This is a genomic window from Rufibacter psychrotolerans, assembly GCF_016924645.1.
GTDB lineage: Bacteria > Bacteroidota > Bacteroidia > Cytophagales > Hymenobacteraceae > Nibribacter > Nibribacter psychrotolerans.
Genome location: NZ_JAFFJV010000021.1, coordinates 17733 through 33208, shown reverse-complemented (window position 1 = coordinate 33208; position 15476 = coordinate 17733). Strand labels below are relative to the sequence as shown.

Sequence of the window (15476 nt, the reverse complement as noted above, 5' to 3'; positions counted from 1 at the left end):
CCTAAAGGGTTAGTTGCGGCTCAAGAAAGGGCAGAGGAAAGTGGCGGGCAGGTGTGCAGGAATATCCGTCACTTATCTCCCCCGGCGCATAGGTGCAGCGGGTAGGAAGTAGCACCCAACTGAATTGGGTTGCTAAGACATCACAGGGCCTAATCCCTCCGTCTTTCTTGATAAGCATCTGCAAAGGTAGCGGCTAGGGTTGGATTCTGCAAATCTCCACATTGTCAGTTTAAATAGGGATAATAGAAGAACTACTTTATGCCCGCCGCTAGGGGGAAAGGTGGTTTGGCATGTCCATAGAATGACGTACAGTTGCCCCGTTGTATATCCTTATGTGTCATTACCAGAAGAGGTAGAAAGTTATCTCAGCTTATACCACAATATATGTTCTTTATGTACAGAGCTCTTTGCCGGATAACGCTTTTGCAGATGGTGATTGGTTGCTTTTTGTTAGGGGCAAGCCACACTGCCAAAGCCCAATACACGGTTCATCCGTTGCTGCAGAATGGTCCTTTAGATAGAAGAATGACTATTATTGTTGTGTCTGAAGGGTATAAAGAAGAAGAAATTCCCATCTTTTTAGCTGATGCTCAGCGGGTGACGGATAAGATTTTCGCTGCCTCACCCTTCAAAGAGTATAAGAGTTATTTCAATGTGCTGGCCGTTTCGGTTGCTTCTAAAGACTCAGGAATAGATTGGTACGGTTGGGGTAAAGTGAGGGACACGCACTTCAATGCCACTTATAATGACTGTGTGGGAATAGGTGTCTGTATAAAGCCTAATGCAGATGGCAGTTATACTTGGAGTGATTTTAAGTGGTGGATGTATGAGAAGATGGGGTATCTGGACCCATTCTATATGATGCTGATCAATGATGAGATGGATGCTGGCACCAGTGACATGACAGCCCGGGGAGGCTCTGATTTTGCGCCAGTGGTGCATGAGTTAGGTCACCAATTCTTTCTGGCAGATGAGTACATAAAACCTGCTCATTCGCCTCACGAGGCTCGAAATGTTACCTCAAAAGTAGAGCGGGAGCAAATAAAATGGAAGCATTGGATAGAGGCCGGAACCCCGTTGCCAACTCCGCAAACTGACCAGTATAAAGAGAAAGTAGGTCTGTTTGAGGGGGCCATCCAAGAGAAGGGTTGGTATCGTCCGCAACTGGAGTGTAAAATGCGCGCGTCAGAGCACGATTTCTGTGCGGTTTGCAAGGAAGCCATCATCAGCTTTATCTATCAAGATGAGCGGTGGTCTAACCGCATGACCAGGATCAGGAAGTTTCTTCCGGCAGCGGAAGACCTGATTTTGAAAAGCACTGAAAGCCTGCAATTGAGCCTGGACGCCCCTCTACCAGAGCACGGGTTGTTATTAGAATGGTTTATAGATGGGGTGTTAGTGAAAACCGGGGCCAAGGAATTACCAGTGACAGGGAGCGGGCTGGGCGTAGGCGAACACACGGTAGAGTTGCGGGTGAAAGATGGAACCCCCTATGTGCGAGACCCTGTGATTCTGCCGGAACTTACCAAAACCCGTACCTGGAAGATTCATGTGCCAGAGCCTTTATCTTCTCCTGGCGATTTGAATATAGCCAACATAGTATTGGGTCAGAATTTTCCTAATCCGGTACAGGAGATTACTACTTTTAAATTTCACCTGCCAAAGCCTTCTAATGTTCGCCTTACTGTTCATGATATTTTGGGTAGGAAAGTGGCTGTCGTCACAGAAGGGGCGTTCAAACAAGGCCAACATCAAGTTGATTGGAGGCCAAAGAGCTTGGGTGCAGGTCTCTATCTATACCGTATGCAGGTAGGCTCAACTACCCTGACAAAACAGTTAGTAGTTCAAAAATAATTGCTAGGCCTTCGTAATTTCCTATCATGGAAGGTTAAGAGGTTTTTGCTTATTTCTCCTGTGCTAACATGCTCATGTTTTGAGTCTGTTTTTTAAAAAACTGCTTAAAATTAAAAACCAGTATAAGTAGAAAAAGCCTGCACGTGGCAAGCTTTTCAGGTGGCATTAGATTTTAGACTTAAGCCAACCGGTGTATGAATTCAATGGCTTTGTCTAACACCAGTTGGGGGTATTGTTTATGCGGAGTGTGGCCAGCGTTGGGGATGAGGTATTTTTCGGCTGGGCCGTTTACCTGACTGACGGTTTTTTCTACCTGCGCCAAAGTACCGTATTCATCTGCCTCACCCTGGATAAACAACAACGGACAGGTGATGCCGGGCAGAAAATGCTCTATGTTCCACTGCCGGTAATCGCTGCGGGTCCAGGTGTGGGTCCAAGCCTTGAAAATGGTGTCCACTTTATCGCCGTGGTATTTCTGCAGGCGCTCGGGCAGGTTGGTGGTGTTGTAGGCTTGCATGGCCGCGTAAATCCCGTTTAGGGTAAGCTCCTCCACAAAAATGTGGGCAGCTTCGCAGATAATGGCTTTGATCTTCTCCGGGTACTTGCTTGCCGCAATCAAGGCAATGGAGCCGCCGTCGCTGTGGCCAAACAGGATCGCGTCGGTTATCTCTAGCGTGGCGAGAAGGTTATTCAGGACATCTGCCTCTAGCTCCAAATAATTGGTGGGTCTTTCGTGCGATGGCATGGGGGCCGACTTTCCGTAGCCCAGGCGGTCATATACCAAAACATTGCATTGGGCCGCCTGGGCTAGTTTTTCAGGGAAATCACGCCAGAGCTGTAAGCAACCCAGGGAGTCGTGCAGGAAGACCAGGGTGGGGCGGTTTGCATGCTCGTGCTGGAACTCGGTATAAAGATTCATCCCGTTGGTGTTTGCCAAGGCGCTGGTGTGGGTGGAGGTCATCAAAAAATCAGGTTAGATCGTTTGCAGCTTCTGCTGCTTTTTCGCCAGAACTTTCCCCAGGAGGAGGACAGTGCCCCCACATCAGCAAGATTCAGAGTTCGTTTGTGCTGAACCACATTAAACAATCCACCGCGTTACACTTCCTGATTAGGCTGGTTTCACTTCAGCGGGCAATGGCTTAGCTGGCAACTAAGAGCTTTTTCTCTGATTTTTCTGCGGCCAGGGAAAGCTCCTGCTCCTGATACGCCTGCCAGCCCAACTTCTTGAGCATACGGTAGTGCGAGCCTAAGGCCTGGGAGAAGGTAGGGCTCTCAATGTACGGTAACCCAAACTCATGCGCGGTAGCCTTTACAATGGCCGAAATGCCGGGATAGTGAATGTGGCAGACCTTGGGGAAGAGGTGGTGCTCAATTTGCTGGTTCAGGCCGCCCAGCAGGAAACCGGCCACTTTACTCCTGGTCGCGAAATTGGCGGTGGTGCGCATTTGGTGGTTTGCCCAGGCTTCTTCCATGTTGCCGTCTTCATTGGGGGCGGGGAAATCAGTCCCTTCCACCACGTGCGCCAACTGAAACACCAGGCCCATCACCAGCCCTTCGGCCAGGTGCATGCCCACAAACCCAATGACAAACTGCCACCAGGTAATGTCTAAGACTACCAGCGGCAGCACCATGAACAGCACGTAGTAGATAGCCTTGTACAGGAAAAGTTTGTAGTACTCTTTCCTGGGGTGGTTGGCCGTGGCCTGTGCCCCAATCTGTTTCTGGAAGAACTTGATGTAGTCTTTCCTGAGCACCCAGGACAGGGAAGAAAGGCTGTAGAGCCCAAAGGCGTAAATGTGCTGAAACCGCTGCGCCTTGGTCACTTTCTCCTCGGGGTTTACCCTAATTAGGCCGGGGGCTACCTCAATGTCTTCGTCATGACCGGGAATGTTGGTGTAGGTGTGGTGCACCACATTGTGGGTCAGGTTCCAGACGTAGGGACTGGCGCCAATCAGGTTGAAAACAAAACTGTAGATCTTGTTGACCCTGCCGCTGGCAGAAAGCGACCCGTGGATGGCGTCATGGCACACATTGAACCCAATAAGGGCACTGAAAACGCCCAGCAGCAGCGCCAGCCCAAACATAGGCCAGACAGAGAACTGGTTAGAGAGAATAAGGCCATACAAGCCGGCGGTTACCGTCAGATAGAAGGCGATCTTGCGCCACATGGCACCGTTGGCATTTCTGGAGCTGCCTTTTTCTTTTAGATAAGCGTCTACCCGTAGGCGGGTGGTGGCATAAAAAGTAGACTTTTCTGTATTGAGGAACTTTAACTTAGAGGACATGCAATGGAATAAGTTGGAGCAGGGATCGCCTCTAAAGCACGGGTGCGGGAGGAATTTGCACGAAAGATAAACATATAATGGCAGACCAAGGGAAGGGCCGCTGCCTTGTTAACGTGTTTGCCTGCAAGAAAGTGTCATGGTAGCCAAAACAGGATGCCGCCTGCGCCAAAGCGGGTGCCCTGCTCTGTTCTGCCGCTCAGAAAAGAGAGGTGCGATTTACGCCCGGTTTTTCAGAAAAGGCCCTAAAACGGCAAAGGCAGAAAATGAAAAAGCCTGCACGAGGCAGGCTTTTCAAGTAGGTTCGGGGAAGCATTAGAATGTATAGCGCACGGTCAGAGCTCCGTCACCATACAGGAAGAGTCCATCGCGGTTGGTTTCGAAAAATGGCTTAAAATCGATACCTACTGACACCGGAATCTCCGTAATCTGATATTCCAAACCTACAATACCGTCTATCCCCACCGTTGTGAGGGTCTTTCTGAAAGAATCGTCATAATGTCTGCTGGAGGGACTGTGGTAGTACCGGCCCTTGAAGAACCCAATGTGGGCCCCCCCGCCGTAAAACCACTGTAGCCCCGCTACGCCAAAGGCCGGTGCGTGCTTCTCAAACAGGCCGGTCACCTGAAAGCCCCTGCGGCCGAACCCCGTTCCCAGGATTCCTTCAAAGGCCCAGTCATCCCGGAAAAAATATTTCCCCGAGATCCCCGCCGCGTAGCCACCCACCCGAAGGCCGATGCCTACCGTTTGCGCCTGGGCGCTTTTTAGGTTGGCAAAGCTAAGCAACAGCAGCCCCAGCCCAAAAATAAGATGTTTGTTCTTCATAGTAAAAAGATTCTTTGCAAAAGATGAAAGCCACGCGTGCGTCTATACAACTGCCCAGAAACCCCTAATATTTTACCTGTGGAGAAAAACAGTCAAAACCGGCCCAAAGGATAACCCCAGAAGGCCAGTGCCGCAAAGTTACGCTTTTTTGTAAGACTGCAGGTACGCGTCTTTCTGGGTGCGCTGGCCCACCAGCCTGAAGAAGCTGATTTTCTGGTGGGTGTCTTTCTTCAGGGCGCGGGCAAACGGGTCTTTTTTCTGGCCGTGTTCCTCAAAATCGCGCACGTACTGCTCCCTGATGATCTGGGCGGCGGGTAGCAGCTCGGCCACGGTAACCTCTACCAGGCCGGTCTTTTCCCAGAGCTTCCGCCACCACGGCACCGAGTGGATGTAGTACCAGTAATTCTGGTAATCTTCGCGCAGAAAGTCGGGCACCTGGTCCAGGGTCTCAATCTCCTCCGTAAAGCACACGTCCACAATGCCAATGTAGCCCTCGGGTTTCAGGAAGCGGCAGATGTAGGGCAGGTACTTGTCGTCAGTGCCGAAGTAGGTGTACGAGTCAATCACCAGCACCACGTCAAAAAACTCCTCGGGGAAAGGCAGGGAACGGGCATCGGCCTGCAGGGGGAAAATGCGGTTGTCCAGCTGGACCTCCAGCACCCGCTCATAGTTGGCCGTGGCCGAGATGGCCTCATCTACCGCCCACACCTGCACGTCAAACTCCTTGGCCAGGAAGATAGAACTGGCCGCCTTGCCGCAGCCAAGGTCCAGCACCCGCATGCCTTTCTTAAACGGAATAAGAGGCGTGATGCTTTCCAGGTTAAAGAGCACGTTCTCGCCCATGGAGTGCTCCCGCACCCACTTGGGGTCATACTGGGTGCTGCGCGGAAAGTGGTGCCTGATCTGAGGTTGGGCAGAGTCCATGGTTTGCGTAAGGTTTGCACACAGTACGCACCAGAAAAGAGGAAGTTGGCCCCAGAAGATTTTTCTGTTCTGGGGCTGTTTTTCAGAAAACAGCCCCAGAACAGAACTGTAGCGTCGTTACCCTGTAACGACGTGGTTCTACGAAGCGCTAACCGTTACTCCTTTCCTGAACCATTTATGCCCTGGATTAAGGCCTGTGTTAGACGGAGCGTTTCTGTTTCGTTGAGGCACCCTGTTACAGGGTAACAACGCTACCTTTCTCCTGTATTTTTGTTGGGGAAATAGGGTTCTCCAACCATTACTCATCAACTGTATTGCAGCATCTGCTCATTGGAGTGCACCAGTACCCCGCCGCCGTCTTGCTTGGCGGCCTCCAGCATGGCCTTGGCCACGGCTTGGGCCTGAATGGCTTTGTACGGGCGCAGCGGACCTTTGAACAGGAAGCCGAACACGTTGGCGAACGCCGAGGCTGCCTTCTCGCCCAGCCTCACCTCTTTGCGGTTGCCCAGGAGCAGCGAGGGCTGAAAGATGTGCACCGCCGTGAACGGAAGCGCCTTAACGGCTTGCTCCATTTCGCCTTTGACCCGGTTGTAGAAAATGCGGGAGCTGGCATCGGCCCCCAGCGCTGACACCACCAGAAACTGACTGGCGAAGTGCGACACCGTGATCTTGGCCAGGTTTACCACATACGTGTAGTCCACCTGCCTGAATTTCTCCTGTGAGCCCGCTTTCTTAATGGTGGTGCCCAGACAGCAGTACACGTCATCGGCGATGAGGCTGTGGCGGTGCTTCTCCAGATGGTTGAAGTCTACCACCTGTTGCTGCAGTTTGGGGTGCTCCAGGGGAATGAGCTTGCGCCCCACCGAGATCACCTTGTGGTAGCGCGGGCTCTGCAGCAGCAACTGCAGGCAGTGGCTGCCTACCAGGCCGCTGGCACCGGCAATAAGCGCAACTTTAGGAGACACCATACAAGGGAAAGGTTAGGTTTTGAGCACTCGCCTGATCTCCTGGTAATCCAGGTAGTATAAGACCTTAACGGAGAAGCTGTTCAATTGTTTGGCCTGAAGGGTGTTGCGCAGGTTCAGGAAATAGTGGGTTCTGGTGGGCAGGGCGCTGTCATAAATGGCGTTTTTCCAGACCACGCTCACCTCACTGCCCGGCGCGAACCGCCAGCTGTACACCAGGTCAATGTTGAAGGCGTTGAAGTTGCGCGGCAGGGCCGAAGGCGAGGCCGGCCGGTACCCCAGGTGGGTGCCGTTGCCGTCTTCCTGCAGCAGAAAATAGCGGTCAAAGGTGGCGTTAGACCAGTAGTGGCGCATGTTCAGGTTCAGGGCCGTGCGGGCGTTGAAGATGTAGGTACCCGTTACCGTGTTGCTCACGGTCTGCACCTCGCGCCGGCCAAAGAAGATGCTGTCCTGGAGGCCGGTGCCGGCAAACCCGAAATCGCGCGGCGCGTGGTTGTAGTCAAGGCGGTAGATCAGCTGCAGGTTGTCATTGACCCGAACGCGGGGGCTCACGCCCACCCATTTGTCAAACTGGTCATACTCCGGGGCCAGGTAAAAGCCAAAGCTAAGGTCAAGGGCAAATTTTTTGCGGTAGTCTGAGGAGATATAGGAGTTTAGCTCCCAGCCGGCAGGTTTGCGCCACTTGCGGTCAGGCACGCCGTCTTTGTAGGAGCGGGGCTCAAAGTAGTCATAGCCGTCCTTGGGGAGCCAGACCAGCGTGTAGCCAAACGAAAGGAAGTTCTTGGTGGTGGCGTTGGTTTCCAGAAAGTAGGCCAGTTGGGTAAACGCGGCCGGTTTGTAGAGCATGCGGTGCTGCACGCCCAGCGCGTTGTACATGTTGTTGAGTTTCCAGAAGGGCTTGTAGATGTTGTAGGCCACGTGCGCCTGGGTTTCGCGGGAGTTGTTGTTGTCCAGGTAGCCCAGGTCGTTGATGTCATAGGTGTGGCTCTCGGCAGTGTGCCGCACGTTAAACTGGAAATTTCCGCTAGTCTTCCCAAAACTGGCCGAGTAGAAATGGCCCAGCTCTACCTTGTCGGTGCCCTCGGGTACCTGGTCTTTGTGGTATTTCTGGCTCAGGTTACCGGCCAGGTTAAGGGTGTAGCTGTTCTTCTTGTTGGAGAGGCGGGTCATGAGCCCGGTCACGTTGGCGTTGTAGAAGCCTTTGCTGCGGGTCACGTTGGTGTTGGTGAGCGTGACGTACGAGGTGTTGGGCAGGGTCTGGTCCAGCACCAGCACGTTGTAATTGGTGGCGGGGTCAGTAAGCACCTTAAACTCCTCCTGCACGCGTTCGCTCCGGAGCGTGGCAAAGGTGTTGCGCGTCACGGCGTTGAAAAAGCCAATGCCCAGGCCTTTGTTGGTGCGCCCCGAAATCTTGGTGGCGTTCAGCAAACTGGTTTTCTCGGGGTTTTCCACTATTTCCACTTCCTCTCCGTCGCGGCCGTAATAATTCCGGTCGTAGGCCAGGTTGCCGTAGTTGAGGGGCTGGGCCCCGATGCGGCGGGAGTAGAACAGCCCCGCTTTGTTGAACAGCTCGGTGCCCTCGGTGAAAAACTGCCTGTTTTCGTTAAAACGGACCTCAAACGGCGAGAGGTTGAGCACCTGCGCGTCTGACTGTGTCTGCCCGAAGTCGGGCACCAGCGTCATGTCCAGGGTAAAGGCGTCGTTGATGCCGTATTTGATGTCCATGCCGCCGTTGAGGGTGGTTTTCAGGTCTTTCTTGCCAGCCTGGTCTTGGGGATAATGGTCGGCGTAGCCAGACAGGTAGGGCATGAGCGAGAGCCTGAGCGGCGCCTCCAGGCCCTGCACGCCGTTCAGGACGCCAAACTGGTTCAGCCAGCCCTGTACCGAGGGGTCTACGTAGTTCCAGAAGGCGCTTTCGCGGTAGCGGCGCGTGGAACGCCAGAAATTCAGGCCCCAGGCCTGCACGTCTTTCTTGGGGAACCGGATGGCCGAGTACGGGATGCGGTACTCCACCGACCAGCCCTGGTCATGGCGCGCCACCACGCTCTCCCACACGGCGTTCCAGGCAAAGTCATCGCCGTTGCTGGTAGACTTGAAATCGGTCTGCACGCCGGCCGCCGACACCTCAAAGCCAAAGGCGTTCTGCTTGTCAAGGTAGGTGTCAAAGTACACGCCAAACATATCGGCGTTTACCTGGCCGCCGTCGCGCTGGCTCAGCTGGGTCAGCACGGAGTCGGGGGCCGGGTCGTAGAGCATGGCACCCACGTAAATGGCGTCATCGTCGTAGAGGATGCGTACCTCGGTGCGTTGCCGCGAGGGCGCGCCGTTGACCGGTTCGTTCTGGGTGAAATTGGTGGCGGCTGGAGCTTGCTGCCATACTTCCTCCGTGGGCAGACCGTCTACCTTGGGCGGCGTGGTGGTTCTCACGGCCGTGAGTTGTTTTTTCTCTTTAGCGGGCGTTTGGGCGTGCAGCACAGGGCAACTGCCCAGCAAAAGAGCTAAGAAGAAAAGGTGTCGCATGTAGGTGGAAGAGCTACCGGTGAGAATGTTGCTCAGGAAGAAGTCAGCTGAATGCCTTCGGGCTGCAACTGCACCGTGCCTTTCTTGTAGAGGGCGCCAATTGCTTTCTTGAAGGTCTTCTTGCTCATACCCAGGGTCTGGTAAATCAGATCAGGCGCGCTTTTGTCGGTGAGCGGAAGGTGGCCCCCGTTTGCCTTGAGTTTCTGCAGAATGGTTTGGGCGGCTTGCTCCACTTCGTCGTAGCCTTGCTTCTGCAGGCTTACGTCTAGCTTGTTGTCTTCTCGTACTTTCTTCACGTACCCGGTGGTGTACGCGCCAGGCTCCAGGGGGCGGAACACCTCGTTGCGGTACAGCATGCCCAGGTAACTGTTGTTCACGATCACCTGGTAGCCCAGGGCTTTCTCGGGGCCAATCAGGAGCTGCACTTCCTCTCCTTCGTCCAGCGTAATGGGTTCGTAGCTGAGGAAAGGGCCTAGTTTGGTGGAGCCCACCAGGCGGTCTGAGTTCTCGTCTAGGTACACGTACACCAGGGTCCACTGGCCGGGGTGCAGGGCGTCGTGCTGGTTTTTGTAGGGCACAAACAGGTCCTTCTCCAGGCCCCAGTCCAGGAAAGCGCCGAAGTTGTTCACGTCGCGCACCTGCAGGCAGGCAAACTGGTCTACTTTGGCCTTGGGCTCCAGAGTGGTGGCAATCAGGCGGTCCTCAGAGTCGCGGTACACAAACACGGAGACCATGTCGCCGGGGCGGCTGCCCTCGGGCACGTACTTGCGGGGCAGCAAGACATCGCCGTCGTCAGAGCCTAAGTAAACGCCGTGTTCCAGCTCGCGCAAGATCTCCAGGTAGTTGTAATCGCCTAAGTGCAGCATACCAAATAAAGGGTTAAAGGTAAAAGCAAAGGTATAGAATCTAGGCGGCACCTATCAACGGCAAAGCAAAGTTTTACCGCAGTTTCTTTTTGGGCCCGTTTTGCCTAAAACGGGCCCAAAACGGAAGGGTATCCGCAGGCGCTCACCTGCCGGAAAAGGGGATATGGGTAGCTTCGGCATCCAGACCGCAAGGCGGACCAGGCTGTTTTGAGGTCCTTTTTAGGAAAACAGCCCCCAAACGCTCTTACCAGTACTGAGAGGGGGAATAGATGGAGCGGCGGTTGCGCAGCATGAGGCCCAGCACCAGCTCATGCGACCCGTAGCTCACCTGGTTCAGGCCCGAGGTGGTAAGGTCATAGGCGTAGCCCAGGTGAAACTTCTGCTTGTACTGAAAGCCCGCCATGAGCACGGCCGCATCCTGGAACCGGTAAGAGCCGCCCACCCAGAACTGGTCGCGCCAGAAGACCTTGGCGTTGAGGTCCACCGCCAGCGGACTGGGACCGGCGTACTTCACCACCACCGAGGGCATGACGCTGATGTGCCGGTTGGCCGCAAACCGGTAGCCGCCGTGCGCGAAGAAGTGCCGTTGCTGCCGGGCGGGCGTAGCCGGGCGGGTGTCGCGGAAACTGAACGGCGTGGGCAGCACCTGCACCACCGAGGCGCCCGCCAGGAACCGGTTGCTGTAGAGCAAGACCCCCACGCCCACGTTGGGCAAGAGCCGGTTGTACTCGTCGGCGTTGATCACCGGGTCACCGGGGCTCCCGAAGGTGAGCCGGTCGCGGTTCAGGCCAAACTGGGTGAGCCCGGCGGCCAGCCCCGCCGCCAGCTTAAGGGTGGGGCTGATGGGCTGGTGGTAGGCGTACAGTACCTGGAACTCGGTGCGCTTCAGGCCGGCGGCCTTGTCGGCCTGCACCAGCAGACCAATGCCGTGGTGCGGCCGGGCTTTCTGGGCGGTGCTGCGGTGCTCGGGCCGCCAGCGGGCCTTGTGCCGGGTCTGGGTAGCCGCCTGCGGGCGGAAAGTGGTGGGCGGCGTGATGTAGTCCAGGCGGGAAAGCGGCATGTGCCCGCTCAGGTAATAGGACGTGGGCGCGCCCTCCAGGCCCACCCACTGGTTGCGGTAACCGGCCCGCACATCCAGGTAGTTGTCGGTGCCGCTCACGGCTGGGTTCATGAGCACCGGGTTGAGCATGTACTGGCTGTAATGCGGGATCTGCTGCCCCCCCACCAGCAGGGGAAGCAAAACCAGGCAAAGCAGAAGCAGGCGTCTTAGGTTCATGGGCTTGGCTGGTTAGCGCAGAATGGTGAGCGGCCCCGAGATCTTGGGCCGGCCGTTGCTGGGGTCTATCAGGTAATAGTACGCGCCAATGGGCAGGTCACTGCCGTTCCGTTTGCCGTCCCAGGGCGAAGGGTACCCGCGGGTGGAGTACACCACCTGCCCCCAGCGGTTGTAGATCTCAATCAGGATGTTAGGGTAATCCTGAATTCCCTCCAAGACCCAGGTATCATTCTGTCCGTCGCCGTTGGGCGAGAAAGCAGTAGGAATCTGCAGCCGCTTGATCACGGTCACTTTCACGCTGTCCTGGTTGGGGCAACCCGCCGCCGAGACCACGTTGAGGTAATAGGTGGTGGTTTCCAGGGGAGTCACCATGGGGGTACCGATGGTGGCATTGCTTACCCCCGTGGCCGGGCTCCAGGAAAGGGCACCCTGGCCGCTGCCCTGCAGGGTCACGCTCTCGCCTTCCACCAGCAGAAGGTCGCGCCCGGCGTCTACCTGCGGCGTGGGCATCAACTTGATTTCCACCTCGTCCACCGCGTTGGCGCAGGGGCTGCTGCTCACGGTCCAGCGCAGCACGTAGGTCTCATTCAGGGTGCCGGTAAAGCCCGATGTGGGACTGGTGGGGTTGGAGAAGGAACCGCCCGCGCCCCGCACCACCGTCCAGAGCCCGGTAGCCGGCGCCGGCGCGTTGGCGGCCAGCGTAGTGAAGGTGCTGCCGCAGATAAGCTGGTCTGGCCCGGCCTGGGCCACCGGAACGGGGGCAATCTGGATGGTTTTGGTCACGGTGTTGGCGCAGCCCAGCTCTGAGGTGGTGGTAAGCCGCACTGTGTACGTGCCCGCCCGGGCGTACTGGTGCGACGGGTTCTGCACCGTAGCGGTAGCCCCGTCGCCAAAGTCCCAGGCCCAGGAGGTAAGCCTGCCGCTGGCCAGGCTGGTCATGTCCTGGAACGTAACGGCGCTGGCCACGCAGCCCACCGTGGGCGAGAAGTCCGTTTTGGGAGTAGGCGTCACGGTCACCGGGGCGGAGAAGGTCTGGGCGCAACCGTTGGCCCCGGTCACCGCCAGGGTGACCTGGTAGGTGCCAGGCGCGGCGTACCGGTGGGCTGGGCTGGCAGCGGTGGAGGTAGTGCCGTCCCCGAAGTCCCAGCGGTACGCGAGGGTGCCGCTGCCCCTGGCATTGGTGGTGTTGGTGAATGGGGTCTCGGTGCCCTGGCAAACCGTGGGGGCCGTAAAGCTGGAGGCCGGGTTAGGGAGCACCGCAATGGTCTTGGTCACGGAGTTGGTGCAGACCAGGCCAGACCACACCTGCAGGGTAACCTGGTAAGTGCCCGGTTGCGTGTATTGGTGCCGGGGAGTAAGCTCCTCAGAAGAGGTGCCATCCCCAAAACTCCAGCGCCGCCGCAGAATCTTGCCAAAAGAGATGGTACTGGCATCTGTAAAGGTGACGCCCTGCTCCTGGCAGAACGAGGAAGCCGTAAAGGCAGCCACCGGCTGGGCCGCGTTAATGGTGAAGGTGTGGGAAACGCTGTCCTGGCAACCTTGGTCTGAGGTCACCACCAGTTTCACGGTATAGTCGCCCTCGCGGGTGAAGCGGTGGCGCGGCGTGCGCTGGGTAGAAAACGTACCGTCGCCAAAGTCCCAGCGGAAGGTCATGTTGCCCGAGGCCAGGGTGGACTGGTTCTGGAAAACGGCCTCGTCCTGCACGCAGAGGTCGGGCAGGGTGAAGGCGGCCACGGGTCTGGGGTTCACCACCACGGTTTGCCGGGTAGAGTCTACGCAGCCCTGGCTGGAGAAGGCCTTCAGCTGCACAGTGTAGGTGCCCGGCTGCGGGAAGAGGTGCCTGGGGTTCTGTGCCGAACTTCGGGAGGAGCCGTCGCCAAAGTCCCACTCCCAGCGCGCCACGGTGCCCTGCGGCACGGTAGTCTGGTCCTGGAACGCCATTTCTTCCTTGTCGCAGACTTTGTTCCAGTTGAAGCGAGCCGCAGGCGGGGCCAGGATGGTCACCTGCCGGGTGGTGTCGCTCACGCAGGAGCCCTGACTGGTGACGGTAAGCCTGACGTTGTACGTGCCGGGGCTCTTAAACTTATGGCTGGGGTTCTGCCTGGTAGAGGTGGTGCCGTCGCCAAAATCCCAGCGCCATTCCTTGAGGCTGCCCGAACCGAGCTGGGTTTTATCTGTGAAGCGGGTGCTGTCATTGGAGCAGGCCACGTCATAGGCAAAGTCTGCCTTGGGGTTGGGGAACACCTCCACCTCTATATAGGTAGAATCCTGCGAGTCGCAGTCGTTGCCGTTGGATTTGGTGGTGACCAGGGAGACCGTGAACTTGCCCGCCCTGGGAAAAGCGTGGGTGGGGTTCTGCTCGTCTGAGGTGGAGCCATCGCCAAAATACCACTTCCAGGACAGGGGCTGGTACACCGCAAAGCCTTTGAACCGAATGCTGCGCCCCTCGCAGAGGCTGTCTGACAGCACCGTGATGTTCTGGTTGAGGTTGGTGACGTTGGCCCCCGCCGAGTAGGCGTATGATTCATAGTTCCCTAACCCGTAGGCCGAAGCGTTGAAGCCGCTGTCGGCGGTGAGGGTGTGGTTGCCGCTGGCCACCCGGTTCTGCGAGTAGGAGTAGGCCGGGTTGGCAGGCACCGGGGAAAACGGCACTGGCCGGCCGTCTAGCCGGAAGGAACCCACGTTGGCCGTTTTCATGGTGATATTGATAAAATGGCTCGAAATCTGAAAATTGGGCGAGGAATACAGGGTGATGCTGTTCAGGGTCTGCTCCACCGGGTTCACCAGCACCATGTCGGGGTCGCTGAGCACGTCATCGCAGGACTGCGACTTGGTGTAATGGGTCACCTGCACCGGCTTGGAGGCCGAGATGTAGTTGGCGGTCTGGTTCTCAAACTCATGGAACTGCCCCCGGTGAATGGTGGAGGAACGGCCGTTGACGGTGACCACGGTGTTGTCCTCGGCAGCCAGTACCCGGTAGATGTCCCCGGCAGACCTGCTCAGGAAAGGCGCGGTGACAAAGTTTTTGCCCCAGGCGCTCACCGGGTAGAGCTGCTGGTACAGGTTGTCGCCGCTGAGCATGTCGGGGCAGGTAAACGGCTCGGGGATGGCGGTGTACGAACTGCCCGAGAAAACCGCGATGCGCTTGCAGGAGCCCAGCCCCGCGTCTACCGATTCTATCTTGGTGCCCGTGAGGTCCTGCCTGGAGCGCACCTGGTACACTTCGCCCTTCCTCAGGGGCCGGGGCGGCGAAAACGTTCTGCCCGCCGGTTGGCCGCCCAGCGTGGGGGCCGTGGGCGTGATCTCAATGGTAGTGTTGTCTTCCAGGGCCACCACCATCAACTGGGAGGCCGCCCGGGAATCTGACAGATCGCTCTGGGTGTAACTGATGGCGTAGTAGGAGCGCCCCAGCGTGTTGGAAGGCAGCACCAGGGTGGCCCCCGATTTATTGAGGTGGTAAATGTGGGCGTAGACCACCACCGCCGCATCAGAGGTGACGTGTATGGCCTTGTTCTCAATGACCTCGCTGGAACCCACGTACGCCACCGATGGGCTGATGGGAATGACCGTGACCGCGTTGGCGGCTACCTGGTGCGAAGAGGCCGGAGCCTGCCCCACCGAGATCCGCACGGTGGTGGCCACGTCTGAGGTGACATACAGGTTCATCTGCGAGATGCCGCCCTGCGGATTGGTCCCGGACTCGTTCTGGATGTGCGCCATGTAGCCCAGCCAGAAATCCCGGCCTTTGTTGGAGGTGCTTTGGGCCGCCGTACCCAAGTGCCCTAGCAGCAGAAGGCACAAGCAGAGGGTCTTGAAAATGTAAGGGGGTAACTTCATTTTCTATGGCGTTCAGCGTTAGACCAGTGGACGAGCCTGTAGGGTGGTAAAGAGGGCGTTAGGCTACAAGGATGACTCTAGGGTGATATTAAGAAAAATGTTGCTTATTTCAATACCATATAGCCGA

General features: G+C 56.8%; 10 protein-coding genes and 1 riboswitch. Of the genes, 1 reads left to right on the top strand and 9 read right to left on the bottom strand.

Going from position 1 to position 15476, the window contains the following annotated elements:
- Positions 1-69: 69 nt before the first annotated feature.
- Positions 70-177: riboswitch (SAM riboswitch) on the bottom strand.
- A gap of 207 nt (positions 178-384) precedes the next feature.
- Positions 385-1854, top strand: a complete 1470-nt coding sequence (locus JT718_RS17800; RefSeq protein WP_205504145.1) for a M64 family metallopeptidase — start codon at positions 385-387, stop codon at positions 1852-1854.
- A gap of 178 nt (positions 1855-2032) precedes the next feature.
- Here JT718_RS17800 and JT718_RS17795 read toward each other — a convergent pair whose 3' ends face one another.
- From JT718_RS17795 to JT718_RS17755, 9 genes are all read right to left on the bottom strand, one after another.
- Positions 2033-2815, bottom strand: coding sequence for an alpha/beta fold hydrolase (locus JT718_RS17795; RefSeq protein WP_205504144.1), 783 nt, complete (start codon positions 2813-2815; stop codon positions 2033-2035).
- A gap of 178 nt (positions 2816-2993) precedes the next feature.
- On the bottom strand, positions 2994-4139 hold the full coding sequence (locus JT718_RS17790; RefSeq protein ID WP_205504143.1) for a fatty acid desaturase family protein: 1146 nt from the start codon (positions 4137-4139) through the stop codon (positions 2994-2996).
- Positions 4140-4451: 312 nt separating this feature from the next.
- Positions 4452-4961, bottom strand: a complete 510-nt coding sequence (locus JT718_RS17785) for a hypothetical protein (protein WP_205504142.1) — start codon at positions 4959-4961, stop codon at positions 4452-4454.
- Between the two features lie 138 nt (positions 4962-5099).
- A complete protein-coding gene (locus tag JT718_RS17780; RefSeq protein WP_205504141.1) occupies positions 5100-5885 on the bottom strand; it encodes an SAM-dependent methyltransferase in 786 nt (261 codons plus the stop codon).
- Between the two features lie 305 nt (positions 5886-6190).
- Positions 6191-6853, bottom strand: a complete 663-nt coding sequence (locus tag JT718_RS17775; RefSeq protein WP_205504140.1) for an NAD-dependent epimerase/dehydratase family protein — start codon at positions 6851-6853, stop codon at positions 6191-6193.
- Positions 6854-6865: 12 nt separating this feature from the next.
- Positions 6866-9370: a DUF5916 domain-containing protein gene (locus JT718_RS17770; RefSeq protein ID WP_205504139.1), complete on the bottom strand. Its 2505-nt coding sequence runs from the start codon at positions 9368-9370 to the stop codon at positions 6866-6868.
- A gap of 32 nt (positions 9371-9402) precedes the next feature.
- Entirely contained in the window at positions 9403-10236 is an 834-nt protein-coding gene (locus tag JT718_RS17765) for a CvfB family protein (RefSeq protein ID WP_205504138.1), read from the bottom strand.
- A 244-nt stretch (positions 10237-10480) separates the two neighbouring features.
- On the bottom strand, positions 10481-11512 hold the full coding sequence (locus JT718_RS17760; RefSeq protein ID WP_205504137.1) for a PorP/SprF family type IX secretion system membrane protein: 1032 nt from the start codon (positions 11510-11512) through the stop codon (positions 10481-10483).
- A 12-nt stretch (positions 11513-11524) separates the two neighbouring features.
- A complete protein-coding gene (locus JT718_RS17755) occupies positions 11525-15349 on the bottom strand; it encodes a PKD domain-containing protein (RefSeq protein ID WP_205504136.1) in 3825 nt (1274 codons plus the stop codon).
- Between the last annotated feature and the right edge of the window lie 127 nt (positions 15350-15476).